This is a genomic window from Streptomyces sp. NPDC055749 (assembly GCF_053617235.1).
In genome coordinates, this window is sequence record NZ_JBSHFH010000005.1 from 45,782 (window position 1) to 71,860 (window position 26,079).

Genomic DNA, 26,079 nt, shown 5'->3' on the forward strand with positions numbered 1-26,079 from the left:
GCTGCCGGGCTTGCGGGAACATGTGGGCCCGTCCGGTCGTCGGTGTATGTTGATTAGGCTTATAACGATGCAGGGAGACGGTTGAATGCCCGTAGCGCGTAAGCAAGTTGGAGCAACGGGGACGCAATCCGTCACCATTAGTTTCGCCGGGTTCAACCGGGCCTGGACGGCCTGGATCGGCGACCGTCTCGAACGGCGTGGTGTACGGGTCGTCTATCAGCGCTGGGACCCCCAGGCGGGTGCCACGCTCGAGGACGAACTGCGGAACGTGATGCTCGCCCCCGGCCGCATCCTTGTCGTACTCAGCGACTGGTACTTCCAGCTCGGACCCCGCAGCCACGACGAGTGGAACCGCGCGCTGCGCACGGTCGTTGCCCCGGACGCCGGGCGCTTCGCCGCCGTCTCCGTGACCACATCCGCGCTGCCCGGCGCCACGTCGGTCTTCGGGGCCGCCGATCTGACGAACGTCGGCGAGGACGAGGCGGAGCGCCGCATGCTCGCCCACCTCGGCCTGCCCACGGAGCCGCTGCCCCGCACGGAGGGCGGGCGGCCCGGACCCCGGTTCCCGGCCGACACCCCCGAGGTGTGGAGCAGCAGGGTGCCGCGCCGCAACACCCGGTTCACCGGCCGCGAGGCCCTGCTCAGCGAGGCGTACCACGCGCTCCAGGGCGCGGGCCCCGGTGCGGGTGTCGTCACGCTGCACGGCATGTCGGGCGTGGGCAAGACGCAGCTGGCCGCGGAGTACGTCTACCGCTTCGGCTCCGACTACGACGTGGTCTGGTGGGTGCCCGCCGACCGCCGCGCCCTCTACCGCCAGCGCCTCGCCGAACTCGCCCCGGAACTGGGCCTGTCCACCGGCGCCGAGTACGGCGAGCGACTGCGCGCCGTCCGTGACTCGCTGCGGCGCGGTCAGCCGCACTCCCACTGGCTGCTGATCCTGGACGGCGCCGACGAACCCGACCAGATCTGGGACCTCGTACCGACCGGCCCGGGACATGTCCTGATCACCTCACGCAACCCGGAGTGGCGCGAGCACAACAGCCACCTGGTGGAGGTTCCGGTCTACGACCGCGACGAATCGGTCTCGTTCATCCGCCGCCGCGCCCCGCGGCTGACGCACACCGAGGCCGATCAGCTGGCGAACGCCCTGGAAGACCTTCCGCTGCTCCTCGACCAGACGGCCGGCTGGCTCAACGACTCCGACATGTCCGTCGCGGAGTACATCGAACTCCTCGAAGGCGGCATCGACCAGGACGTCGTCAAGGTGTCGGCCGACTTCCCGCTGGCCTTCCAGACCGCCTGGTCGATACTGCTGAACAAGCTCAGGGAGACCGTCCCCGAGTCCGTCGACCTGCTGCGGCTGTGCAGCTTCTTCGCCCCGGGATCCATCCCCGTACGGCTCCTGAAGGAGATGCCGCCCGGCGATCTGCCCGAGCAGCTCTCCGGTCTGATGAACGATCCACTGCTGTGGAACCGTGCGATCGGCCAGCTGCGGCAGTACTCGGTCGTCCGGCTGGAGTCCCACGAGTCCTCCGTCGAGGAGGCCGCGTCCTCCGGTGAGTCGATCTATCTGCACCGCATGGTCCACAAGATCGTCGGCTCCGACATGCCCGCCCGGGACCGCCAGGAGTTCATCGACGTCGTACGCAAGGCCCTGGCCGCCGCCGACCCCGGGCGCCCCATCGACGCCGTGTACTGGCCCGCGTACGCCGAGATCGCCCCGCACCTGAAGTGGGCCGAGGTCCTTGAGAGCAAGGACCCCGCCGTACAGAGCCTGGTCCTCAACTGCCTGCGCTACATGTACTTCTCCGGGGAGTACCGCGCCGGCATCAAGCTCGGCGAACGCGCCATGACCGCCTGGCGGGAGCTGCTCGGCGAGACCCACCCCCGGGTGTGGGACCTCAGCTACAACTACGCCAACCTGCTGCGGGCCGTGGGCGACTACGCCGGGACGGAGGCCATGGAGCGGGCCGTCGTCGACCATCTGCGCGCCGAACGCGGGGTGCAGGACCTGGAGCACCTGCGGGCCGCCAACGGTCTCGCCGCCGACCTCCGCGGCCTCGGCCGCTACGACGAGGCCCTGGAGCTCTCCACGTGGCTTCTCGGCTCCTACCGCGAAGTCCTCGGCGATCAGGACGCCCGTACCGTCAACGCCCAGAACAACCTCGCCGTCTCACTGCGCCTGCTCGGACGGTACGAGGAGTCCCTGGAGCTCAACCGGCGCACCCTGGAGGCCCGCCGCCAGCTGCTGAAGGCGCGGCACGGGTGGATCCTCAAGTCCGAGATCGGCTACGCCACCGACCTGCGGCTCCTCGGCCGCTACAACGAGGCCGAGTCGCTCCTCGTACAGAGCGCCCGGGTGCACCGGATCGCACTGGGCGAGGACAACCCGCAGACCCTGCTCGCGGAATTCAACCTGGCGCTCTGCCGCTACCGCTCCGGCGACCGCGGCAAGGCGGCCGAGGCGTTCACCCGGGTCCTCGAACGAGGCGAGCGGGTCCTGGGCGAACAGAGCCCGCTGACCCTGATGTTCGCGGCCGGACAGAGCTGCTTCGCCCGCGAGCACGCCGACATCGACCAGGCCAGGACCATAAGCGATTACGTCATCAACGGGTATCTGATGATGCTCGGCGAGGGCCACCCGTACCTCGCGGGAACCCGCTCCAACCACGCCCTGATCCTGCGCAACGTCGGCGAGCGGGACCAGGCACTCCACCTCATCGAACAGGCCCTCGCCGATATGACGAGGTCCGTGGGCGAGAACCACCCCTGGACCCTGGGCTGCGCGATCAACGCCTCGGCGCTGCGCAACCTGGTGGGCGACCCGGAGTCCGCCGCCGCGCTCACCGAGCTCACCGTCACCCGGGCCACCGAAGCCCTCGGCAGGACCCACCCGCTGACCCTGTCCGCCAGGGTCGCGCACGCGGCGGACCTGCGCGGCCTGCGGGACCGGGTGCGGGCGGAGAAGGTCGAGACCGAGGCCCTGGGCGACCTGGGGGCGACCCTCGGGGCGCAGCACGTCCACACCGTGTCGGCCCGCTCGCGCAACCGGCCGTTCTGGGACTTCGAGCCGCAGACGATCTGACCGGACGCACCAGCGACAGGCCGAAGGCCCGGTTCCGTGAGACGACTCACGGAACCGGGCCTTCGGTTCGTACAGCGGCTGATCAGGCCTCGAACACCTCGGCGAGCAGCTGAGCCTGCTCGGCCTGGTGGCGCTTGGCCGAGCCGACCGCCGGGGACGAGCCGTGCGGCCGGGAGATACGGCGCAGGCGCTCACCGTGCGGGACGTCGGCGCCGACGGCCAGGTCCAGGTGGTCGATCAGGTTGAGCGCGATGAACGGCCACGCACCCTGGTTGGCCGGCTCCTCCTGGGTCCAGAGGTACTTCTCGGCGTTCGGGTACTTGGCGATCTCGGCCTGGATCTCGGCACCCGGCAGCGGGTACAGACGCTCCAGGCGGATGATCGCCGTGTCCGTGATGCCACGCTTCTCGCGCTCGGCGTCCAGGTCGTAGTAGACCTTGCCGGTGCAGAAGACGACCTTGCGGACGGCCTCGGCGCTCACCGAGTCGTCGCCGATGACCGGGCGGAATCCGCCGGTCGTGAACTCCTCCACCTTCGACGCCGCCGCCTTGAGGCGGAGCATCGACTTCGGGGTGAAGACGATCAGCGGCTTGTGGTGCGGGTTGTGCACCTGCCACCGCAGAAGGTGGAAGTAGTTCGACGGCAGCGTGGGCATGGCCACCGTCATGTTGTCCTGCGCGCACATCTGGAGGAAGCGCTCCGGGCGGGCGGACGAGTGGTCCGGGCCCTGGCCCTCGTAGCCGTGCGGCAGCAGCAGCGTGACGCCGGAGGTCTGGCCCCACTTCTGCTCGGCCGAGGAGATGAACTCGTCGACGACGGTCTGCGCGCCGTTGACGAAGTCACCGAACTGGGCCTCCCAGATGACCAGCGACTCCGGGCGGGCCAGCGAGTAGCCGTACTCGAAGCCCATCGCCGCGTACTCGCTGAGCAGCGAGTCGTAGACGTTGTAACGGGCCTGGTCCTCGGCGAGGTAGAGCAGCGGGGTGTAGTCCTCGCCGGTCTTCTGGTCGACGAGCACCGCGTGCCGCTGGCCGAACGTGCCGCGGCGGGTGTCCTGGCCGGCGAGCCGGACAGGGGTGCCCTCCATCAGCAGCGAGCCGATGGCCAGCGTCTCGCCCATGCCCCAGTCGATCGTGCCGTTCTCCACGGAGGCGGCGCGACGCTGCATCTGCGGCATCAGACGCGGGTGGACGGTGATCTCGTCCGGGATGTTCACCTGCGACTCGGCGATCGCCTTGACGACCTCCGAGGAGACCGCGGTGTTCACCGCCACGGGGAACTCGGCCTGGACGTCCGGGATGTGCGGCTGGGACGGCGCGGATGTGGCCTCGCGGACCTCCGCGAAGACCTTCTCCAGCTGGCCCTGGAAGTCCTGGAGCGCCTGCTCGGCCTCTTCCAGCGTGATGTCGCCGCGACCGATGAGGGACTCGGTGTAGAGCTTGCGCACCGAGCGCTTCTTGTCGATCAGGGTGTACATCTGCGGGTTGGTGAACTCCGGGTTGTCGCCCTCGTTGTGACCGCGGCGGCGGTAGCAGATGAGGTCGATCACGACGTCCTTGTTGAACGTCTGCCGGTACTCGAAGGCGAGCCGCGCGACGCGGACCACGGCCTCCGGGTCGTCACCGTTGACGTGGATGATCGGCGCCTCGATCATGCGCGCCACGTCGGTGGCGTACATCGAGGAGCGCGAGGACTCCGGGGCGGCGGTGAAGCCGACCTGGTTGTTGATCACCACGTGCACGGTGCCGCCGGTGCGGTAGCCGCGCAGCTGCGACATGTTGAGCGTCTCGGCGACGACGCCCTGGCCCGCGAAGGCCGCGTCGCCGTGGAGCGCGACGGGCAGGACCGTGAAGTCCGTACCGCCCTTGTTGATGATGTCCTGCTTGGCGCGGGCGATGCCCTCCAGGACGGGGTCGACCGCCTCCAGGTGCGAGGGGTTGGCGGCCAGCGAGACCTTGATCTGCTCGCCGTCGAGACCGGTGAAGGTGCCCTCGGCGCCCAGGTGGTACTTCACGTCGCCGGAGCCGTGCATTGACCGCGGGTCGAGGTTGCCCTCGAACTCCCGGAAGATCTGCGCGTACGACTTGCCGACGATGTTCGCCAGGACGTTCAGCCGGCCGCGGTGGGCCATGCCGATGACGACCTCGTCGAGGCGGGCCTCGGCGGCGGAGTCGATGACCGCGTCGAGCAGCGGGATGACGGACTCGCCGCCCTCCAGCGAGAAGCGCTTCTGGCCGACGTACTTGGTCTGCAGGAACGTCTCGAACGCCTCGGCGGCGTTGAGGCGGCGCAGGATCCGCAGCTGCTCCTCGCGCTCCGGAGCGGGGCGCGGACGCTCCACCCGGTCCTGGAGCCACTTGCGTTCCTTGGGCTCCTGGATGTGCATGAACTCGATGCCGGTGGTGCGGCAGTACGACTCGCGCAGGACACCGAGGATGTCGCGGAGCTTCATCATCGTCTTGCCGGCGAAACCGCCGACCGCGAAGTCCCGCTCCAGGTCCCACAGGGTGAGGCCGTGCTCGGTGATGTCGAGGTCGGGGTGCTTGCGCTGGCGGTACTCCAGCGGGTCGGTGTCGGCCATGACGTGGCCGCGGACCCGGTAGGAGTGGATCAGCTCGAAGACCCGCGCGGCCTTGGTGACATCGTCGTCGTGCGAGGCGTCGATGTCCCGGAGCCAGCGGACCGGCTCGTAGGGGATGCGCAGCGCCTTGAAGATGTCGTCGTAGAACCCGTTCTCGCCGAGCAGGAGCTGGCTCAGGACCCGCAGGAACTCGCCGGAGGCGGCGCCCTGGATGACCCGGTGGTCGTACGTCGAGGTCAGCGTCATGACCTTCGAGATGCCCAGCTTGTTCAGGGTGTCCTGCGACGTGCCCTGGAACTCCGCCGGGTAGTCCATCGCGCCGACGCCCATGATGAGGCCCTGTCCGGGCATCAGGCGGGGCACCGAGTGAACGGTGCCGATGCCGCCGGGGTTGGTCAGCGAGGCGGTGACTCCGGTGAAGTCGTCCATGCCGAGCTTGCCGACGCGGGCACGGCGGACGATGTCCTCGTACGCCTGCCAGAACTCGAAGAAGTTGAGCGTCTCGGCCTTCTTGATGGCCGCGACGACCAGCTGGCGGTCGCCGTTCGGCTTCACCAGGTCGATGGCCAGGCCGAGGTTCACGTGCTCCGGCTTGACCAGGGTCGGCTTGCCGTCCTTGACCGCGAAGGAGTAGTTCATCGTCGGCATGGCCTTGAGGGCCTGCACCATCGCGTACCCGATGAGGTGGGTGAAGGAGATCTTCCCGCCCCGGGCGCGCTTCAGGTGGTTGTTGATGACGATGCGGTTGTCGAAGAGCAGCTTCACCGGGACGGCGCGGACGGACGTGGCCGTCGGCAGTTCCAGCGAGGCGTTCATGTTCTTCGCCACGGCGGCCGAGGGGCCGCGCAGCGTCACGTACTCGGGTCCGCCCGTGGCCTCGGCCGCGGGGGCGGCCTTCGCCGGAGCGGGAGCGGCGGGCGCGGCCGGAGTGGCCGCGGGCTTCGCCGGAGCCGCCGGGGCAGCGGGCGCCGGAGCGGCGGCTGCGGGCGCGGCGGGTGCCGGGGCCGGAGCCTTCGCGGGCGCTGCCGGGGCAGCGGTGGTGATCTGGGTCGGTGCGGGTCCGGCCGGGGCCGGCGTCACCGCAGCCCCCGCGGCTGCGGCGTCGGGCTTTTCCGCCGTGCCGGGCGTGCCCGGCTTGTAGTCGGCGAAGAAGTCCCACCAGGCGCGATCGACCGAACTGGGGTCCTGGAGGTACTGCTGGTAGATCTCGTCGACGAGCCACTCATTGGGGCCGAATGCGGCGGCAGGGTTCTTACCCTGCTCCGATTGGTCGGTCGAGATGCTCGAGTTACTGGGGGACTGAGACGACACGGCGGCAACCGCCCTCTTCCGCTTCACAAGGTGATGGACAGCGGAAATCAAGGCTACGCCTCCCCAGCCGTTACGCGCAGGCCGGGCCGGTCTTCGTCGCGCAAGTCACATCGGAAGCCGGGTTTCGGTGCAGGAAATGGCGGGAAACAAGCGGGGTTCCGCTGCACTTCGGGTACGCGACAGAGCGGTTACGGCCACTTGGCCGCACCCACTCGGGGAAGTACACGCAGAACGTGCCCTTCCGGTTCGAACTCTATGTCAACCGCGCGACTGGCGGACTCCCGGAAGAGTGACCTGTATCCGGCAGCCGCGTGAGGATTCGGCCACGCCGATGCGGCCACCGTGCAGCTCCACCGCCCAGCGGGCGATCGCCAGACCCAGACCCGTACCGCCGTCGCTGCCGGGTCCGTGCGGGGACGGGGCCTGACCTCGGTTGAACCGCTCGAAGACGCGGTGGCGCTCGGCCTCCGGGATGCCGGGGCCCTCGTCGACGACTTCCAGCTCCAGCGACTCCGGGTTCTGCCCGCGCCGGGCCAGCACCGTGACCCGGCCGTGCGGCGGGCTGTGCTTGACCGCGTTGTCGATGAGGTTGGCGACCACCTGGTGCAGGCGTTCCGCGTCCGCGTGCGCCGTCAGCTCGGGCGGCGACACATCGAGATGGAGATGGACGTCGAGACGGGAGTGGTTGCCCGATCCGGAGGACAGGCCGCGCTGCGAAGCCGCGAGGTTCGCCTCCTTCAGTACCCCCGACAGATACGGCCAGACCTCGAAGCGGCGGGACTTCAGCGCCACCACCCCGTTGTCGAGCCGGGAGAGATCGAGCAGCGTCTCCACCAGCCTGCCGAGGCGCTCCGTCTGCTTCAGCGCCGTACGCATCGTCTCGGGGTCGGCGGCCGACACCCCGTCGACGACGTTCTCCAGCACGGCTCTCAGCGCCGCGATGGGTGTGCGCAGTTCATGGGAGACATTGGCCACCAGCTCCTTGCGGTGCCGGTCCTCGGCCTCCAGATCGTCCGCCATGCGGTTGATCGTCTGCGCCAGGTCGCCCAGCTCGTCACGGCGGCCCGCCCCGCTCACCCGCGTCGTGTAGTCGCCGTGCGAGATGGACCTGGCCACGGCTCTCATCTCGTCCAGCGGCGCGGTCATGCTGTGCGCCACGAACTGGGTGATCAGCAAGGTCGCGATCACCGAGAACACCGTGATGAACCGGAACTCGGTGCGGGTCCGCAGGGCCACGATCAGCAGCCCCGTGGTGATGAACACCGAGATCACGACCAGCGTGCCCAGCTTGGCCTTGATGGAGAACGGCCTCAGCCGGCAGCCGGGCCCGTTCATGGCGCGGGGGTCTCCAGGGCGTAGCCGACGCCGTGGACGGTACGGATCCGCTCGGCGCCGATCTTCCGGCGCAGCGCCTTGATGTGGCTGTCGACGGTACGGGTGCCCGAGGCGTCCGCCCAGTCCCAGACCTCGGCCAGCAACTGCTCCCGGGAGAGCACCGCACGCGGTGTGTTGGCCAGGCAGACCAGCAGGTCGAACTCGGTCGGTGTGAGGTGGACGTCGTCCGCCCGCACCCGCACCCGGCGCTGCGCGTGGTCGATCTCCAGCTCGCCGAGGCGCAGGATGCCGCTGCGCGGGGTGACCGCGGCGAGCGCGGCACGCTCCACCCGGCGCAGCAGGACGTGCACCCGGGCCGCCAGCTCGCGCATGGAGAAGGGCTTGGTCATGTAGTCGTCGGCGCCGACGCCGAGTCCGACCAGCATGTCGGTCTCGTCGTCGCGTGCCGTCAGCATCAGGACCGGCACAGGGCGCTGGGCCTGCACGCGCCGGCAGACCTCCAGGCCGTCGAAGCCGGGAAGCATGATGTCGAGGACCATCAGGTCGGGCTGCCACGCCTCGGCCGCGTCCACGGCCGCGGGGCCGTCGAGCGCGGTCTGCACGAGGAAGCCCTCGGCCCGGAGTCTCGCGGCAATGGCGTCCACGATCGTGGAGTCGTCCTCGACCACCAGGACCCGGCGCTGCGCGCCCGGGGTGGCCGCGACGCCGTTGTGGGTGGTGTGTGTCTGTTCCATCGCCCCGCCCCTGCCCGTTCTCGCGGGAGCCATTCCCCCGGAGGCACGGTCTTCGCTTGTGGATTTCGTGGGTAATCCCATGTGCCGCTCAGCAGCGTAAAGGCACAGGACGGTCCACGGCTACGCAGGGTGTTGTCGCGCGTGACCGGTTCCGCCCGCCGGGAAGGGCGGATCGTCGGCCTTGTGGGGCTTGGCCCCCGGCATACGGGGGCCGCGCATACCGGGTGGGGGGTCAGTCGGTCCGCAGTGCGAGATGGACCACGTCCGGAACACCTCGGGCAACGGCTACTTCTTCAGTGCGTACCGCGCTGAATCCGGCATTCCGCAATGCCTGTTCGAAAGCGGAGGAGGGCTGCGCGGACCAGACGGCGAGCACCCCGCCCGGCGTGAGACGCTCCTTGCAGGCCGCGAGACCGGCGGCGGAATAGAGGCTTCCGTTGTCTTCCGTGACGGTCCAGTCGGGGCCGTTGTCGATGTCCAGGCACAACGCGTCGTAACGCTCCGTGGTCGTACGGAGGTGGGCGACCAGGTCCGTGTGCGCGATCTCGGTCCGCGGATCGGCGAGTGCGGGGCCGGAGATCCGGTCCAGCGGCCCTTCCCGGTGCCAGTCGACGATCGCCTGTTCCCGCTCGACGACCACGATCCGCCCCCACCGCGCCTCCTCGGCCGCCCGGACCAGCGAGAAGCCGACCCCGAGGCCGCCGATGAGCACGGCCGGAGCGGTGCGGTCGGCGGGCAGCGCCGCGAGTGCGGCGTCGATCAGCAGCCGCTCGGACCGTCCGTCGGAGGTGTCCATGAGGAAACACCCGTTGGCGATGATCTCGAAGTCGTCCCCGCGCTCACGCAGGACGACCTCGCCGAACGGTCCCTCACGGCGGTCGAGCGTGACGGGGGCGGTACTCGCGGACATGACGTGACTCTCCGGTCTCCGGTGGTGGCGGTCGGTTCCGACGAACCATCCTGTCGCGCCGCGCGGCCCCGGACCAGCGAATTCGGGAGCCGGCGGCAGGGGCATCGGAGCGCGGACGCGCTCAGCCGGACTCCGGCCGCGCGCCGCGCACCACGAGGAGCGCCGCCCCCGCCGCGTACACCGTCAGAGCCACGGCCCACGCGGCGGGCTGCGGTCCCGGCTGCATCGGCCACGCCCAGTACGCCGCCGCGCCGCCCGGGGTGCGGGGCGCCGCCAGATAGACCGCGCCGCCGTAGACGGTCATCGGCAGCCAGCTCAGCCGGGCCCCGAGCAGCGCGGCTCCCGCGGCGGCGACCCCGGTCGCACCCAGGACGTTGCGGACCATCCCGGGCGCGCCGAACGCCTCCGGGTGCCCGGGCACGGCCAGCGCGAGCGCGCCCGCCGTGAGGGCGGTCAGGCCCAGCAGGTACCGAAGCCGGTGCGGCCACCAGGGGCGCACGGCGGTCCGGTCCAGCTCGTCGGAGTACGAGTACAGGCCGGTGCCGATGGCGGCGGAGGCCAGCAGCGGGGCGAGCACCAGGACCGGGACGCGCGCGGTGTGGTCGAAGTACGGCCGGTCCTCCAGCCAGTCGGCGGCCCAGGCGGCCACCAGGACGATGGCGGTCAGGGCGGCGGCGGTGAGCGGGAGGGCGCGGGAGCGGAGGTGGAGGGCGGGGCCCGTCCGAAGCGTCGCGGGAGCGGTCACAGGACGGGGACCTCCTTCGGGTCGCAGCTGTCGCGCGAGGCCAGATAGCGGCCGAGCCAGCTCCTGCGGTCGGCTTCGGGCATCGCGGTGAGGCGGGCCAGGTAGGTGCGGTGTGGCGCGTCCTCCGGTGGATGGCTGTAGACGGAACCGGGAGCCAGCCAGCTCTGGACGGCCTGGTCGGTGTCCCACATCCGGACGGCGCCGGCCGACTCGTCCTCGTGCATCGAGCCGGGACAGTCGCGGGCCACCAGGTTGTACATGGTCTGGGTGACGTAGTCCTCGGGCCGGAGGAGTTCGTCGCGTACGACGGTCCATCCGCGGGTCAGCGGCGGCAGCGCGGACTCGCCCTCGCGCGGGGGGTCAACGGAATCCACGTACCGGACCGGAGCGCCCGGCACCCCCTCAAGGCGGGAGAACAGTCCGGCCAGGGCCTCGGAAGCCTGCGGCAGCAGCGGCCCGTCGAGCCCGCTCACACAGACCTGCGGGGTGGTGTCCCCGCACACCAGCCGTGCTGCCACCGGGTCGTCCCGGAACAGATCGGGCCCGGTGTGCACGATCAGCGGCGCCACCGACGCGGCCACCACGAGCGGTACGACGGCGAGGAACCGGCGCCGGGCCGCGTATCCGAGCACCACGGTGAGCGTCAGTCCGCCGACCCACGCGGCCATGACGGGACCGAACCACCAGACGGGGACGCCGTAGACCCCGTCGGCCGGGCTCAGACGCCGGACGTCGGAGTTGATGTACGTAGGGGCGCCCAGGCCGACGTACGTGACCGCGGCGACGACCGGCGCGGTCAGCCGCCACCGGCACACCCGCCCGGCCACGAAGCCCAGGAACGCCGCGCACACCAGGAAGCAGACATCCGCGAGGACGAGCGTGAGCGAAGGGCCGCCGGCGCCGGTGTACGGCAAGGTCGCCGCCGACAGCCCGGCCAGCGCTACGAGGTAGCCGGCGACGGCCCATACGGCGACGGGCGCGGCGGCCGTCACCAGCCGGGCCAGCGGGCTGCGGGGGACGGACAGCCACAGGCCGTCGGTCCTGCGGCGGTGCTCGCGACCGCCCTGCCAGCAGCCGGCGGCGGCCGTGAGCGGGCCGGTGAGCAGCGTGGCGGCGGAGTGCAGCAGGCTCTGCGTCTCGCCCCAGCTCCCCTGCCACTGGCCCGCCTTGGCGGCCATCGTCACGAGGAGGGTCAGGGCGACGGCGGGCCCCGTCCAGGGGGCGAAGCCCCGCCTGAACTCGGCGGTGAGAGCGGTGAGAGTGGTGAGAGCGGTGCGCGCCGGGTGGCCGGCGGGCCGGTGCCTGGTGGCGTCCGGCGGGGTCAGTACGTCCGTCATCGGGCGCCCACCGCCGTACGGTGCGTGCGCAGCGCCGCCGTGTAGCCGCGCTCGATGGGGTTGCCGTCCAGGCCGTCCGCCCCACCTGAGTCGCCGCCCAGCCCGACGAGTTCGGCCGTCGTGCCCCGGTAGGCGACCCGGCCGTCCTCGATCAGCGTCACGTCGGTGCACGCGGCGGCGACGTCCTCGACCAGATGGGTGGAGACGATCACGGTGGCCGTGCGCCCCAACTCCCTTAGCAGAGAACGGAATTCGACCCGCTGCTCCGGGTCGAGACCGGCGGTCGGCTCGTCGAGCAGCAACAGGTCCGGTTCGTTGACGATCGCCTGCGCGATGCCGACCCGGCGGATCATGCCGCCGGACAGGGTCTTCACCTTGGCGTCGATCCGGTCGGCCAGGCCGACGCGTTCCACGGCGCGTTCCACGGCGGCGGGGGTGGCCGCGCCGTCCATCTCCTTGAGCCAGGCGACGTACCCGACGAACTCGCGGACCGTGAAGCCCGGGTAGTACCCGAACTCCTGCGGCAGATAGCCCAGCCTGCGCCGCACCGCCGAGCGGGCGCGGTGCCCGGACGCGTCACCGACGTCCTGGCCCAGCAGTTCCACCCGCCCCCCGGCGGGTGGAGCCACGGTCGCCAGTACGCGGATCAGCGAGGTCTTGCCCGCGCCGTTCGGCCCGAGGAGGCCGTGCACACCCGCCGCGAAGTCGAGGTCGACGGCGTCGAGCGCGGTCTTCCTGCGGTGCCGGACGGTCAGTCCGGTGACCCTTGCACTCACGACGTCTCCAGATGGTCGAAGGATTTACGGCGTACGGCGAGAAGCGCCGCGCACACCAGCGCACCGGCCGCCCAGCCGGTCTGGACGCCGGGCCCCGCGAAGTACGTGGCGGCCTCGGCCGCCAGGGCGAACGGACCTCGGGGCGAGGTGCCGACGGTGGGAAGGGCGACGGCGAAGGCCCAGCCCGCGGCGACGGCCGCGGCGCCGGTCCGGCAGCCGACGTACGAACCGAGGGCCAGGGCCGCGAGTGTCAGCGCCAGTCCGGGCAGCAGCCACGCCACGGCGCCGGGCCCGCCCACGGCCGCGGGCAGCGCGGCCCCGGCGAGCGTCAGCGCCGGGATGCTCGCTCCGAGCACCGCGGCGGTCCTGGTCAGCAGCAGCCGCAGCCCGCCGGACGGGGTCGCGGCGGTGATCTCGTGCATGGGATCGGCGTGCCGCCCGTACGAGACGAACACCCCCGCGAGCGGCAGCGCGGGCGCGACGACGAGGAGCAAAGGCCGGACCTCCCCGCCGAGCCCCGCCCCGTACGCCAGGGCGAGGGCGCCCAGGGCCACGAGGACGAGAGCCAGCAGCCAGGGCCCGCGCAGGGCAGGCCCCGCGGCCCAGAGAACGCGGGCGACGGCGGAGCCGGGGCGGGCGCGGAGCGCGCGGAGGGCCCTGCTGCCGGCCTTCGTGCGCCGCGCAAGGGTGTCCGGGGAGCCGATCGTGCCCCGCCGCGCGCGGGTGTCCGGGTGGCCGGCCCCCGCCCGGAGGGCGCGGGCGAACCGGGCGGCGGCCCGGCGCCCCCGGGCGGCCACAGGCTCCGCCCCGCCCCGGTGCCCCCGGGTGGCCGCAGGCCCCGCCCCGGACCGGAGTGCGCGGGTGACCGCGGACCCCGCCCCCGCCCCGCCCCCCCGGGCGGCCGCAGGCCCCGCCCCGGGCCGGAGCGCGTCCCACGGGTGTGGGGCCCGGGCCGTCGCCCGCTGGGGCGCCGCAGCCGCAAGTACCGTCGCTCGGATGTCCGCCAGGGCCGCCCCCATGCCGTCCCGGGCGGTGACCGCAGACGACACCCGTGCCGCGCAGCTTCCGCACGCCTCGACGTGTTTCTCCAGTGACCAGGCGTCCGTCTCCGCCGCCGTGCCTGCCGCGTACCCGATGGCGAGTTCCTCGTCCACGTGCCACGTGTCCGTACGCCTCATGCCGTACCTCCCAGCGGATCGTGGTCCGTGGCCAACAGATCGAGGGCCGCGCGCAGTTCACGTCTGGCGCGCATGGCCCGTGTCTTGACGGTGCCCTCCGGTATGCCGAGCAGCCGGGCGGTCTCCCGGGTCGTCAGGCCGTCGATGACCGTCGCCCGCAGCACCTCCCGCAGTTCGGGGGAGATCCGGTCGAGCGCGGTGCCCACGTCGCCGTACTCCAGCCCGGCCAGCACCCGTTCCTCGGCGGAGGGCACGGCGTCCCACGCGATGTCCCGGGACCCGGAAGCGGAACCAGGCCGTGCCGCTCTGGCCCCGGCCCGTTGCGCGTCCACCAGGCGGCGGGCCGCGATCACCCACAGCCAGCCGCCGACCCGCGTGCCCCGGTGCGACCCGGCGGACTGCCAGGCCGTCACGAAGGTGTCCTGCAATACCTCCCGTACGGTCTCCGCGTCCCCGCACCGCCGGGTCAGCCGGGCATGGAGCCAGCCCGCGTGCCGGTCGTACAGCGCGCCGAGGGCGCTCGCGTCCCCTTGAGCGACGGCGCGCAGCAGCGCGGCGTCCTCGTCCTCGTCGTTCCTGTGGTCCCCCGCAGGGCGTAGCAGCCTCACAATCCCTCTATCGACGGCGGGACCGCATCCGGTTCACCGGGAGGGTGACGGCAGTGCGGCGAACCTGACGTCCGAGGCCGGAGTGGTGACCTCGGCCTCGTTGCTGATGGCCCAGGCGGCGACCCGTGAAGCCGTGGCGGCCGGGATCTCCTCGCTGATTCCGGGTACCGCCGGGATGTTGTGCGTCGCGTGGGCGTCGTGGGGCAGGACGACCCGGTACCCGCGCTCCAGGGCGCCCCGGGCCGTCGCCTGGACGCACATCTCGGACATCAGGCCGCAGATGACGAGTCCCCGTACGCCGGAATCGGTCAGCAGGCTGCCGAGCGGGGTCCCCTCGAAGCCGTCGTCCCTGGGCTTGCGGATCACGAACTCCGTGGGTCCTGTCTCGACGGGGAGGTGGAGCTCCCAGCCGGGGGTGTGCGGCTCGTCGTCCGCTCCGGGCTGCCCGTCGTTCTGAATGTGCACGACGAGCGACCCCGCCTCCCGGGCCCGGGCGATCAGGTCCGTCGTCCGGTCCAGGAGCCGGGCCGCGCCCGGCACCGCCCCGTCGCCGGAGACGGAGGCCGACTGGACGTCCACGACGATCAGGGCGTCTATCAGGGCGGCCGGCAGGGATTTTTCGGGAAACGCGGTATGGGTCATGGCGCCATCATGTTGAACCGTAGGAGAGCCCCAGACAGGTGATCGCTGAGAGCGAACGCGCTCCGGGGAACATTCGGCCGCTCAGGAGCATTGAGTCGACATAGCTCAACTTGACTGCCGAAGGGGAGATCATGGCTACGGAGTCCAAGGCGTTCACACCGATGGATCTGCCTGTGCTGCCGCTCGACGACGAGGTGGTGCTGCCCGGAATGGTGGTGCCGCTGGATCTGTCGGACACGGAGGTGCGCGCCGCCGTGGAGGCCGCCCAGGCCGCCGCGCGCGCCGGTGGCGGCAAGCCCGAGGTGCTGCTCGTGCCGCGTATCGACGGGACCTACACGGGGACCGGTGTCCTCGGCACCGTCGAGCAGGTCGGGCGGCTCTCGGACGGCGACCCGGGTGCGCTCATCCGGGCCCGTGACCGGGTGCGGATCGGTGCCGGGACCAGTGGGCCCGGGGGAGCGCTGTGGGTGGAGGGGACCAGGGTCGACGTGCTCGTCCCGGATCCGCTGCCCGGCTCCGCCGTGGAACTGGTCAAGGAGTACAAGGCACTCGCGACCAGCTGGCTGAAGAAGCGCGGCGCCTGGCAGGTCGTGGACCGGGTGCAGCAGATCGAGGACATCTCCGCGCTCGCCGACAACTCCGGGTACTCGCCGTTCCTGACCACCGCCCAGAAGGTGCAGCTCCTGGAGACCGCCGACGCGGTCGTCCGGCTGAAGCTCGCCATCCAGTGGCTCGGCGAACACCTCGCCGAGCAGGACGTGGCCGAGTCCATCGCCAAGGACGTCCAGGAGGGCGTCGACAAGCAGCAGCGCGAGTTCCTGCTGCGGCGCCAGCTCGACGCCGTACGCAAGGAGCTCTCCGAGCTCAACGGCGATCCGGAGGACGAGTCCGACGACTACCGGACCCGTGTCGAAGCCGCCGATCTTCCCGAGCACGTCCGCGAGGCCGCGCTCAAGGAGGTCGACAAGCTGGAGCGTTCCTCCGACCAGAGCCCGGAGGGATCCTGGATCAGGACCTGGCTCGACACCGTCCTCGAACTGCCGTGGACCGAGCGGACCGAGGACGCGTACGACATTCCCGGCGCCCAGCGCATTCTCGACGCCGAGCACGCGGGCCTCGAAGACGTGAAGGAGCGGATCACCGAGTACCTGGCGGTGCGCAAGCGGCGCGCCGACCGGGGGCTGGGTGTCGTCGGCGGGCGGCGCGGCGGCGCCGTGCTGGCGCTGGTGGGGCCGCCGGGCGTCGGAAAGACCTCGCTCGGCGAATCCGTCGCGCACGCCATGGGCCGTAAGTTCGTCCGCGTCGCGCTCGGCGGGGTCCGGGACGAGGCGGAGATCCGGGGCCACCGGCGTACGTACGTGGGCGCCCTGCCGGGACGTATCGTCCGCGCCATCAAGGAGGCCGGTTCCATGAACCCGGTCGTCCTGCTCGACGAGATCGACAAGGTCGGTTCGGACTTCCGGGGCGACCCGGCCGCCGCCCTCCTGGAGGTCCTCGACCCGGCGCAGAACCACACCTTCCGCGACCACTACCTGGAGGTCGAACTCGACCTCAGCGACGTCGTCTTCCTGGCGACGGCCAATGTGCTCGACGCCATCCCGGAGGCCCTGCTCGACCGCATGGAGCTGGTCAGGCTGGACGGCTACACCGAGGACGAGAAGGTCGTCATCGCCCGCGACCACCTGCTCCCGCGCCAGCTGGAGCGGGCCGGTCTGGAGAAGGAAGAGGTCACGCTCGACGAGTCCGCGCTGCGCAAGCTGGCCGGCGAGTACACCCGCGAGGCCGGCGTACGCAATCTGGAGCGGGCCGTCGCCCGGCTGCTCCGCAAGGTCGCGGCCCAGCACGAACTGGGCGACCGTGAGCTGCCGTTCACCGTCACCGACGAGGATCTGCGGGCTCTGATCGGACGCCCGCACCACGTTCCGGAGTCCGCGCAGGACCCGGCCGAGCGCCGCACAGCGGTGCCGGGCGTGGCCACCGGACTCGCGGTGACCGGCGCCGGTGGTGACGTGCTGTTCGTGGAGGCGTCGCTGGCCGACCCGGAGACCGGGGCGTCCGGACTGACCCTGACCGGTCAGCTCGGCGACGTCATGAAGGAGTCGGCGCAGATCGCGCTGAGCTTCCTGCGGTCGCACGGCGCCGAGCTGGAGCTGCCGGTCGCGGATCTGAAGGACCGCGGCGCGCACATCCACTTCCCGGCGGGCGCCGTGCCCAAGGACGGTCCGAGTGCCGGCATCACCATGACGACGGCGCTGGCCTCGCTGCTGTCCGGGCGGCTGGTCCGTACGGATGTGGCGATGACCGGTGAGGTGTCGCTGACCGGACGGGTGCTGCCGATCGGCGGCCTGAAGCAGAAGCTGCTGGCCGCGCACCGGGCCGGGATCACCACCGTGGTGATCCCCAAGCGGAACGAGGCCGACCTGGACGACGTCCCGGCCGAGGTCCTCGACAAGCTGGAGGTCCACCCGGTGACCGATGTCCGCCAGGTGCTGGAGATCGCCCTCGCCCCGGCCACGGCCGGGCTACGGGAGCGGAGGATCCCGGCCGCGGCGTGAGTGCCATGCAGTGACGGGCGTGGCATGACGTGCACGGCCGGAACGGACGGCCCGTTCTCCCCGGTGGGGAGGGCGGGCCGTTCCGCGTGTCCGGTGTCTACGGGCGGTAGACCGTGCCCGGCACCGGCTCGGCCGGGGCCATCAGCTGGGGGACCGTCACGAAGGTGTAGCCGCGCTTCTTCAGCGTGTCGATGATGCCCGGAACCGCCGGCACGGTGCCCTTGTAGATGTCGTGCAGCAGGATGACGCCGTCCTTGCCCGCCTGGTCGAGTATCCGCTTCCTGATCAGTGCGGAGTCGTTCGTGGAGTAGTCCTTCGCCGTCGCGCTCCACAGGATCTGCGACAGCCCGAGCTCCTTGCAGATCCCCGAGACCGTGTCGTCGGTGCGGCCCTGCGGAGGTCTCATCAGCCGCGGTCTCTTGCCGGTGATCACCGATATCGCGTCCTGCGTCTTCTCCAGCTCGGCCCGTATCTCGGCGGGCTTCCGGTCGGTCAGGGTCTCGTGCGACCAGGTGTGGTTGGCCACCTCGTGCCCCTCGGCGCCGATGCGGCGCACGGTCTCCGGGTACTTGAGCACGTGCTTCTCGCCGAGCAGGAAGAAGGTGGCGGGCACCTTCTTCTCCTTGAGGATGTCCAGGAGCCGCGGAGTGTCCTCGGCCGGACCCGCGTCGAACGTCAGCGCTATGCACTTCGCCTTCCGGCAGTCCACCTGCCCGAACGATCCCTTGGCGTCGGCCGCGGCGTCCTGACGTGCCGAACCGGGTGCGGTGGTCTCCATCGAACAGCCGCTGAGTACGAGTGTGAGCGCGGTCACAAGAGCGGCAGCCAACCCGGCACCGGACGATGTCGTCTTTCTGGGCACAGCAGGACACTCCTCGAGGCAGGCCGCACACGGGCTGTGTGGCACGTCGAGGACTATACATAGAGCGTATACACGCTGTGTATAGAGGGCGTCGGGGCGGGCATGACGAAGCCCCGGCGACGCTTGCTCGTCGCCGGGGCCCTGTGAGGCAGTGGGGGTGGATCAGCCGTACGCGAGCGCCTGTACGCGGTCGAGGGCGCCGTTGAAGCGGTTGTGGTCGCCTACCGTCGGGCCGGACGACGTGTACTGCCACATCGTGTAGTAGCCCCAGCCGGCCGGGAGTTCGCCGACGGTGGTGTTGTAGCGGGCCACCCAGAGCGGGTTGGTGGCGCCGAAGCTCGAGTTGTTGCCCGTGCAGGTCTGCCACCAGCTGGTCGCGGTGTAGATCACCGCGTCACGTCCGGTGCGCGCCTTGTACGTGTTCACGAAGTCGCGGATCCAGGAGACCATCCCGGCCTGGGTCTTGCCGTAGCACTGCGCGCCGTACGGATTCCACTCGATGTCGAGCACGCCCGGCAGCGTCCTGCCGTCCGCCGACCAGCCGCCCCCGTTGTCCACGAAGTAGTTGGCCTGGGTCGCCCCGCTGGTCGTGTCCGGGGTGGCGAAGTGGTACGCCCCGCGGATCATGCCGACGTTGTAGGAGCCGTTGTACTGCTGCGCGAAGTAGGGGTTCTTGTAGTACGTCCCCTCGGTGGCCTTGGCGTAGGCCCACTTCACGCCGCTGTTCCAGAGGGTGGACCAGGCGACGTTGCCCTGATGGCTGCTGACGTCCACGCCCTCGGTCTGCACGGCGCGGGTGTCGCGGGGGAGTCCGCCCTGGCCGTCGTGGGCGATCACGCCCTGGCCCATCGTGGCCGTACCGCGAACGGGGGTCTCCTTGGCGGTGGCCGCGCCGGGCAGGGCGAGAAGGAGGGAGAGCGCTGCGAGGAGTGTTCCTACCGCGGCGAAGCGCGAGCGGCGTGACGTACCGGATCTGTGCACGGGCATGTGGGTGCCTCCGGGGCCTCGGTGGGGGGAACTGCCGGCTCAGGGACGTGTGCGGGACACCCCTGGAGAGCTGCCATGGTGTGGACATGCCACCGATGGCAACTACGAAGCTACGCACGTAGACCTGTACGGCGGAAGAGGGTCTGGGAGCTGCCGTTGGTCTACGCCTGCGAAATACTGACCGAGCTGCGGCGATGACCGGCGGCGAAAGAAACTTTCATCGGCAGGAAAGCGTATGAGGGGTGCTGACGTGCACGGGAGTGAAAGCGGGAGTGAACCCGGCGCAGTCGGCGCGAGTGGTGTGGACCAGGAGTTCCACGAGTTCCTGGCTCTGGAGCGGGAGTTGGCCGTCTTTCTGCGCCGGGCGCGGGCCAACTCCGGGGAGATGGCCCGTGAGGTGCACCCCGACCTGGAATCCGCCGCCTACGGCCTCCTCGTACGGCTGGAGTCGGCGGGCCCGCAGCGGGCCACCGATCTCGCCTCGTACATCGGCGTCGGCAAGGCGACCATGAGCCGGCAGCTGCGCGCCCTGGAGACGCTCGGCCTGGTGGCCCGCGAGCCCGATCCGGAGGACGGGCGCGCCTGGCTCGTCCACCTCACAGGCGAGGGCCTCGCCCGCTTCAGCAGCGTCCGCGACGCCCGCCGCGAGCGTTACGTACGCAAGCTCGCCGACTGGGACCGCGCCGAAGTGGCCGAGCTGGCCCGGCTGCTGCACCACTTGAACGAACGGGCCGAGGACTGACAGCCGTGCCGGCTGCTCCTGGACGCAGTCCTTAGAACTGGACGAAGACCGCAGTCGCGTCGTCATGCGTCTTGCCCCGGCGCAGATACGTGCGTTCCGTGTCCGCCCGCTCCAGTTCCCGCACCCGGTCGATCAGCCCCTGGGGCCCCGTCTTGCGCAGCAGCTCCAGGGCGGCCGTCCAGTCGCCCTCCCGGAACTTCTCCGTCCAGCGGCTCGCCCCGTCCGTCAGTGCGGCGAGCGAGCGGACCTCCGAACGCGGCACCCGGCCGGTCACCGCGCGGGACGCCACTCCGGGGTCGGCGGCGGCCGTGAAGAAGCCGCCCTCCTTGTTCCGGACCCGGGCGTCGGTGACCGCCTCGGAGGCGAGAGAGCCGGGCGGCAGGCGGTCGAGCCGGTCGTCGAGGACCGCGCGGACCGCCCCGTCGGGCGACTCCAGGAGGAGTACGGAGTCGCAGAGCACCAGGTATTCGATCTCGTGTTCGCCCCAACGGGCGAGCACCACAGTTGCCTGAGGCGTTCTCGCGTGAGAAAGGTCACAGTGGAAACGGTGCGTGTCGGCGGTGCGCCGGATGGACTCGGCGAGGACCTCCGTCAACGTCAGATCTCTCCGCGAACAGGACAGTTCGGCCAGTGCTCCGCCCAGCCGGGCGGTGAACCAGGGGACGGAGTGCACACAACCGTCGTCACCCTGCGGTGGCGTCACTCCGTCGAGCAGGACCAGTGATCCACCCTGGCCGGACGCGGGGAGGGTGGCCGACGCCCAGTCCTCGTTGGGGCGTTCCCTGCTGCCGGGTTCGGTGGCGAGTTCCATGCGCATCCTGCCAGTCTGCACGACGCCTTCACGAGCCCTGCACGAGCGCGACGTTGGCTCGTACCAGCAGGTCAGCCAGGCCCTGCGGGCGGAAGGAAACGCTCCGTGCCGGTTGCGGGCGGGCATCCTGCCAAAGCCTGGGCGGAACTTCCACCCGGTGGCCCGTGCATGCCCGACGGCGCCCCAGGGGAGACTTGTTCGCCAACTCCGGAGTGATGTTCACTCGTTCGAGTGGCGGAGCGGTTGATGCGCGCCCCCCTCTCAAAACCACTGGAATGGTCAGAAGCCGTACCAGGGGTGGGCGCCTTTTCATGTGACCGTATGTCACCTCTGCTTCATGGGTGGACGAGTCAAGATTGCGAGCACCGGTGCAGAAGAAGCGGCCTCGGAGCAAGGGCAGCACGCGCGACGGTTCCGGGGCGATCCCTCCGGCTCCGGGTGCCGACAAGCGGACCGTGAAGGTACGCAGTCGGCTGGTCGCGGGTGTTGCCGTCGTCGGCATTACGGTCCTCGCGGCGGGTGCCCCCGCGGCGCTCGGTGCCTCGTCCGACCTCAACGAGTCCCAGCAGCTGGTCACCCTCGCCGAGCTGAACCAGCAGGCCATCACGCTCGCGCACTCCCTCGCCGATGAACGCGACGAGGTCACCGCCTATATCGCGGCGGGCCGCGACGAGTCGAAGGACGAAGGCGCGGACGAGGGACCGGCCGGCCCCTCCGCCCGGGTCGACCAGCAGGTGGACGAGATCCGCGCAGCCGCCCCCGCGGCGCTGCGCCGGGACCTTTCCACGATCCCCTCGCTGCGCCGCGAAGCCCTCTCCGGCAAGGGCACGGCCCTGGAGGCCCACAAGGCGTACTCCGAGGTCATCTCCAAGCTCCACGGCCTCGCCGAGGAACTCGCGGGCAAGACCCCGCCGCGCGCCGCCGACTCCACCCGCGCCCCCCTCGCACTCGGCGGCGCCGTCGAGCAGGCTTCGGCCACCCGGGGGCTGCTCCTCGCCGCCCTCGCCGTACCGCGCAGCGAGCCCGTCACGCAGACCGACCCGTTCACGGGGCTGCCGGTGCAGACCCAGGACGAGGGCGCCGCCGAGGACGACCGCAGCCGCGACGAGCTGAGCGCCGCCGCCCAGCAGGCCCGCGTCCGCGAACTCGCCTCGCTCGCCGACTTCGACCAGGCCGCGAACCCCGTCGCCCGCGACAAGCTCGCCTCCACCGTCACCGGGCCCGATGTCAACAGCGCGGAGAAGTACCTCACCAGGCTCACCGACAGGCCCGAGCTTTCCGGCACCGACCAGAAGGCCGACCGCAAGAAGGTCGCGGCGGCACTTTCCGCCCGCGTCGACCGGATGCGCGGCGTCGAATCGGCCCTCGGCACCGCCCAGGTCCAGCGCCTGGAGCAGCTCCGCGACGACGACGTCACCGCACTCGAACTGAGGCTCGCGCTGCTCGGCGGCTGCTTCCTGATCGTCGTGGGCGTCTCCACGGCTGTCGCCCGCACCCTCACCCAGCCGCTCGCCGTCCTGCGGATCGGCGCCGCCAGGCTCGCGGGAGAGCCCGAGACCGCGGAAGCCATCCGCTACACCGGCCGCAACGACGAGTTCGCCCAGGTCGTCCGATCCATCAACTCCCTGCACGGCAAGCTGTACGGGCTGCACCACACGTTCGACGGGCAGCTGGAGACCCTGCGGAGCGAGCGCGGCGAGCTGATCGCGGGCCGCGAGGCGCTCACCGTCCAGCGGGCCGAGCTCCAGGTCCACGCGGCCGATCTCAGCGCCCAGCTGGAGCGGCTGAAGAACACGGTCCACCACACCTTCGTCAACCTCTCCCTCCGTACCCTCGGCCTCGTCGAGCGCCAGCTCGGCGTCATCGAGAGCCTGGAGGAGCGCGAGCAGGACCCGGAGCGCCTCGGCACGCTCTTCAAGCTCGACCACATGGCCACCGTCATGCGCCGCCACAGCGAGAACATGCTGGTCCTCGCTGGCGCCGAGCACGGCCACGGCCACGCGGGACCGATCCCGCTGGTCGATGTCCTGCGCGCCGCCGTCAGCGAGATCGAGCGGTACGAGCGGGTGACGATCCAGTCCCTGCCGCCGCACGCCCAGATCGCCGGTTTCGCCGCCGACGACCTCAGCCACCTGGTCGCCGAACTCCTGGAGAACGCGACCTCCTTCTCGCCGCCCGACTCCCATGTCGAGCTCTCCGGCTGGCTGCTGGAGACGGGCGAGGTGATGCTCTCCGTGCAGGACGAGGGCATCGGCATGTCGGCCGTACGGATGGGTGAGCTCAACGCCAGGCTGGCGGACCCGGCTTCGTTCGAGGCCGGCGAGCAGAGCGCCGACGGGGCGGGGCTCGGCCTCCAGGTGACCTCGCTGCTGGCCGCGCGCCACGGCGTACGGGTGCAGCTGCGCGAGCAGAAGGGCAGCGGGGTGGCGGCGGTCGTCGTCCTGCCGCAGGCCCTGCTGCCGAAGGCGCCGCCCGCGGCCTCGCCGCCGCCCGTGCACAAGCCGGGGGACGCGCCCACGCTGAACCTCCCGGGATCGGTGGCCGAGGCCAACTCCAACGCCCTTCCGCAGCGGTCCGGCGAGCTGCCGGGCGACCCTTCGCGCGAGCTGCCGGACGAGTTGTCGGGCGAGCTGCCGAGCGATCCGCTGATCGCGGCGGCCGAGCAGACGATCCGGGAAGCCGAGGCCGCACCGGCCGCGACCCCCGTCATGGAACCTGAGCCGGAGCCGGAGACGGCGCCGGAACCCGCCGCCGGACCGGCGATGCCCGGGCCCCGGCCGGTCGCCGTGGAATCCGAGGCCGAGACCACGATGCAGGTCAGACTCCCGGCGTCGCCGGAGACACCCGACCCGTACGCCATCGGCCCCGACCGCCACGAGCGCGCCGCCGACAATGACTTCGCGCCCACCCCGGAACCCTTCGTGGCCCCCGAACCCTTCGCGGCACCCGCCCCGACGCCCGCAGCCGCCCCCACCGTCACCCCCGCCGCCGACGCCCTTCCCGGCCCCCGGCAGCCGCTGGGCGAGGGCGAGGGTGTCGTCACCGACAAGGGGCTGCCCAAGCGCACCCCCAAGGTCGTCAAGCCCGCGAGCACACCCGTGGTCGAGCGCAAGGGCGGCGTGGACAAGGACGCCCTGCGCCGCCGGCTCGGCGGCTTCCACCAGGGCGCCAAGGACGGGCGCCGTGACGTCGAGGCCGAGATTGCCGACGACACGTTCGGGGCAGGAGTCGCCGTGGCCGCAGACCGGAGCACGGACACCGGCCACACCGAACCGGCCGACCGTACCGACGGTCGAACCGATCAGACGGGGGACACAGTCGAGGAGGCACGCAGTTGACTGCGCCCAGCACATTCGGGCTGAGCACCGAGGCCCGGAATCTTCACTGGTTGCTGAGCAATCTGGTGGAGGAGGTGCCCGGGGTCCACTCGGTCACCGTCGTCTCCTCCGACGGCCTCATGCTGCTCTCCTCGGACCCCGGCCACCTGATCGCCCCGGCGTCCGGCCGGCAGGACGGGCCCAAGGGCTCCAGCGCCGACCTGGCCACGATCGTCTCCGGCATCGGCGCCCTCACCGTGGGAGCCGCCAAGCTGATGGACGGCGGCGGCGTGAAGCAGACGATGGTCGCCATGGACGAAGGCAGCGTCTTCGTCATGTCGATCAGTGACGGATCGCTGCTCGGCGTGCATGCCACCTCGGACTGCGACATGAGCGTCATCGCCTACCACATGGCGCTCTTCGTCGGCCGTGCCGGACACGTACTCACCCCCGAACTCCGCAGTGAACTGCGCAAATCGATGGAGAGCGCCCAGTGACGCCCGCCGCTGAATCCGCCCGAAGGCTCCCGGTCCGAGGGGCCGACAAACGGCCCGCCCGGGTCCGCCCGTACTCCCTCACCGGCGGTCGCACCCGCTTCGGCCACGTCCTCCTCGTCGAGACGTTCGTCGCCGCGCTGGAGGCCCCCGACGAGCGCCGCGAGCTCACCAACGGCAACCTCGCGTCCCGGGTCATGCCCGAGCTCCAGGCCATCGTCGAACTCTGCCGCCGTATGCGTACGGTCGCGGAGATCTCCGCCCTCCTGAAGATGCCGCTCGGTGTGGTCCGCGTGCTGCTCAGCGACTTGGCCGACCAGGGAAAGATCCGCGTGTACGGAACCGGTCACGGCACCGGCCAGCCCGACCGCGCACTGCTCGAAAGGGTGCTCAATGGACTCCGCCGTCTCTGAGCCGACGCTGTTCGCCCCACGCCAGCCGGGACCCAGGGAACAGGCCGAGGAGTCCTTGCAGGCCTGGCAGCTGGACCACACCCGGGCCCCCATCGCCACGAAGATCGTCGTCGCAGGCGGCTTCGGCGTGGGCAAGACGACCTTCGTGGGCTCGGTCTCCGAGATCACCCCGCTGAAGACCGAAGCGCTGATGACCCAGGCCAGCGAGGAGACCGACGACCTCACCGCCACGCCCGACAAGGTCACCACGACCGTGGCGATGGACTTCGGCCGGCTCACCCTCGACGACGACCTCGTCCTGTACGTGTTCGGCACACCCGGCCAGCAGCGCTTCTGGTTCATGTGGGACGACCTGGTGCGCGGCGCGATCGGTGCGGTCGTGCTCGCCGACACCCGCCGCCTCGCCGACTGCTTCCCCGCACTCGACTACTTCGAGAGCTGCGGACTGCCCTACATCGTCGCGGTCAACCACTTCGAGGGAACGCCCGGTTACGAGGCGGACGACGTCAGGGAGGCCCTGACCGTCCCCCCGCACGTGCCTGTTGTGATCATGGACGCGCGTAACAGGATCACTGTCGTCGAGTCACTGCTGGCCCTCGTGGGCCACGCTCTCGACGCCAGCCCGGCGTAACAGCTGCCACGCGTACGAAACACGT

The 26,079-nt window shown here is 71.1% G+C and carries 20 protein-coding genes; 7 read left to right on the plus strand and 13 right to left on the minus strand.

Going from position 1 to position 26,079, the window contains the following annotated elements:
• The first annotated feature begins 85 nt into the window (after window positions 1-85).
• Window positions 86-3,085 carry an FxSxx-COOH system tetratricopeptide repeat protein gene (gene fxsT / locus ACWGO0_RS05345; protein WP_453528274.1) on the plus strand — a complete coding sequence of 1,000 codons (3,000 nt, stop codon included), beginning with the start codon at window positions 86-88 and terminating at the stop codon, window positions 3,083-3,085.
• An 82-nt stretch (window positions 3,086-3,167) separates the two neighbouring features.
• Here the strand turns inward: fxsT and ACWGO0_RS05350 are convergent, their stop codons facing one another.
• The 10 genes from ACWGO0_RS05350 to ACWGO0_RS05395 form a co-directional block, all read right to left on the minus strand.
• On the minus strand, window positions 3,168-6,977 hold the full coding sequence (locus ACWGO0_RS05350; RefSeq protein WP_453528278.1) for a multifunctional oxoglutarate decarboxylase/oxoglutarate dehydrogenase thiamine pyrophosphate-binding subunit/dihydrolipoyllysine-residue succinyltransferase subunit: 3,810 nt from the start codon (window positions 6,975-6,977) through the stop codon (window positions 3,168-3,170).
• A gap of 258 nt (window positions 6,978-7,235) precedes the next feature.
• Complete coding sequence (locus tag ACWGO0_RS05355) at window positions 7,236-8,312, minus strand: HAMP domain-containing sensor histidine kinase (RefSeq protein ID WP_453528281.1); 1,077 nt, start codon at window positions 8,310-8,312, stop codon at window positions 7,236-7,238.
• Window positions 8,309-9,046, minus strand: a complete 738-nt coding sequence (locus tag ACWGO0_RS05360) for a response regulator transcription factor (RefSeq protein ID WP_328905824.1) — start codon at window positions 9,044-9,046, stop codon at window positions 8,309-8,311. The genes ACWGO0_RS05355 and ACWGO0_RS05360 overlap by 4 nt, the downstream gene beginning before the upstream one ends.
• 232 nt (window positions 9,047-9,278) lie before the next feature.
• Window positions 9,279-9,956 (minus strand): spermidine synthase, encoded by a 678-nt coding sequence (locus ACWGO0_RS05365; protein ID WP_453528284.1) that lies wholly within the window; start codon window positions 9,954-9,956, stop codon window positions 9,279-9,281.
• A gap of 121 nt (window positions 9,957-10,077) precedes the next feature.
• A complete protein-coding gene (locus tag ACWGO0_RS05370; RefSeq protein WP_453528287.1) occupies window positions 10,078-10,701 on the minus strand; it encodes a hypothetical protein in 624 nt (207 codons plus the stop codon).
• A complete protein-coding gene (locus ACWGO0_RS05375) occupies window positions 10,698-12,038 on the minus strand; it encodes a hypothetical protein (protein ID WP_453528290.1) in 1,341 nt (446 codons plus the stop codon). Before ACWGO0_RS05375 ends, ACWGO0_RS05370 begins: the two co-directional genes overlap by 4 nt.
• Window positions 12,035-12,814 (minus strand): ABC transporter ATP-binding protein, encoded by a 780-nt coding sequence (locus ACWGO0_RS05380; RefSeq protein ID WP_453528293.1) that lies wholly within the window; start codon window positions 12,812-12,814, stop codon window positions 12,035-12,037. Before ACWGO0_RS05380 ends, ACWGO0_RS05375 begins: the two co-directional genes overlap by 4 nt.
• A complete protein-coding gene (locus ACWGO0_RS05385; protein ID WP_453528296.1) occupies window positions 12,811-13,992 on the minus strand; it encodes a zf-HC2 domain-containing protein in 1,182 nt (393 codons plus the stop codon). Before ACWGO0_RS05385 ends, ACWGO0_RS05380 begins: the two co-directional genes overlap by 4 nt.
• Window positions 13,989-14,600: an RNA polymerase sigma factor gene (locus tag ACWGO0_RS05390; protein ID WP_453528299.1), complete on the minus strand. Its 612-nt coding sequence runs from the start codon at window positions 14,598-14,600 to the stop codon at window positions 13,989-13,991. Before ACWGO0_RS05390 ends, ACWGO0_RS05385 begins: the two co-directional genes overlap by 4 nt.
• A gap of 33 nt (window positions 14,601-14,633) precedes the next feature.
• Entirely contained in the window at window positions 14,634-15,242 is a 609-nt protein-coding gene (locus tag ACWGO0_RS05395) for an isochorismatase family protein (protein WP_453528301.1), read from the minus strand.
• A 131-nt stretch (window positions 15,243-15,373) separates the two neighbouring features.
• Between ACWGO0_RS05395 and lon the strand changes: the two genes are divergently transcribed.
• Window positions 15,374-17,797, plus strand: a complete 2,424-nt coding sequence (lon, locus tag ACWGO0_RS05400; RefSeq protein ID WP_453528304.1) for an endopeptidase La — start codon at window positions 15,374-15,376, stop codon at window positions 17,795-17,797.
• Window positions 17,798-17,894: 97 nt separating this feature from the next.
• Here the strand turns inward: lon and ACWGO0_RS05405 are convergent, their stop codons facing one another.
• Together ACWGO0_RS05405 and ACWGO0_RS05410 are read right to left on the minus strand one after the other, a co-directional pair.
• Entirely contained in the window at window positions 17,895-18,575 is a 681-nt protein-coding gene (locus ACWGO0_RS05405; protein WP_453528716.1) for a polysaccharide deacetylase family protein, read from the minus strand.
• A gap of 246 nt (window positions 18,576-18,821) precedes the next feature.
• On the minus strand, window positions 18,822-19,646 hold the full coding sequence (locus tag ACWGO0_RS05410; protein WP_453528307.1) for a lysozyme: 825 nt from the start codon (window positions 19,644-19,646) through the stop codon (window positions 18,822-18,824).
• Window positions 19,647-19,881: 235 nt separating this feature from the next.
• Here ACWGO0_RS05410 and ACWGO0_RS05415 point away from each other — a divergent pair, with 235 nt between their 5' ends.
• Complete coding sequence (locus ACWGO0_RS05415) at window positions 19,882-20,388, plus strand: MarR family winged helix-turn-helix transcriptional regulator (protein WP_453528310.1); 507 nt, start codon at window positions 19,882-19,884, stop codon at window positions 20,386-20,388.
• Window positions 20,389-20,419: 31 nt separating this feature from the next.
• On the opposite strand, the gene ACWGO0_RS05420 is transcribed toward ACWGO0_RS05415, so the two are convergent.
• The gene (locus tag ACWGO0_RS05420) at window positions 20,420-21,205 is read right to left on the minus strand and encodes a hypothetical protein (RefSeq protein WP_453528313.1); all 786 of its coding nucleotides are present in this window, start codon (window positions 21,203-21,205) and stop codon (window positions 20,420-20,422) included.
• 362 nt (window positions 21,206-21,567) lie between these two features.
• Between ACWGO0_RS05420 and ACWGO0_RS05425 the strand changes: the two genes are divergently transcribed.
• The 4 genes from ACWGO0_RS05425 to ACWGO0_RS05440 are packed head-to-tail and all read left to right on the plus strand — an operon-like array spanning window position 21,568 to window position 26,054.
• Window positions 21,568-24,537: a nitrate- and nitrite sensing domain-containing protein gene (locus ACWGO0_RS05425; protein WP_453528719.1), complete on the plus strand. Its 2,970-nt coding sequence runs from the start codon at window positions 21,568-21,570 to the stop codon at window positions 24,535-24,537.
• Window positions 24,534-25,013 carry a roadblock/LC7 domain-containing protein gene (locus ACWGO0_RS05430; protein ID WP_453528316.1) on the plus strand — a complete coding sequence of 160 codons (480 nt, stop codon included), beginning with the start codon at window positions 24,534-24,536 and terminating at the stop codon, window positions 25,011-25,013. The genes ACWGO0_RS05425 and ACWGO0_RS05430 overlap by 4 nt, the downstream gene beginning before the upstream one ends.
• A complete protein-coding gene (locus tag ACWGO0_RS05435; RefSeq protein ID WP_453528319.1) occupies window positions 25,010-25,423 on the plus strand; it encodes a DUF742 domain-containing protein in 414 nt (137 codons plus the stop codon). The genes ACWGO0_RS05430 and ACWGO0_RS05435 overlap by 4 nt, the downstream gene beginning before the upstream one ends.
• A complete protein-coding gene (locus ACWGO0_RS05440) occupies window positions 25,404-26,054 on the plus strand; it encodes a GTP-binding protein (protein WP_453528322.1) in 651 nt (216 codons plus the stop codon). The genes ACWGO0_RS05435 and ACWGO0_RS05440 overlap by 20 nt, the downstream gene beginning before the upstream one ends.
• Window positions 26,055-26,079: the final 25 nt, after the last annotated feature.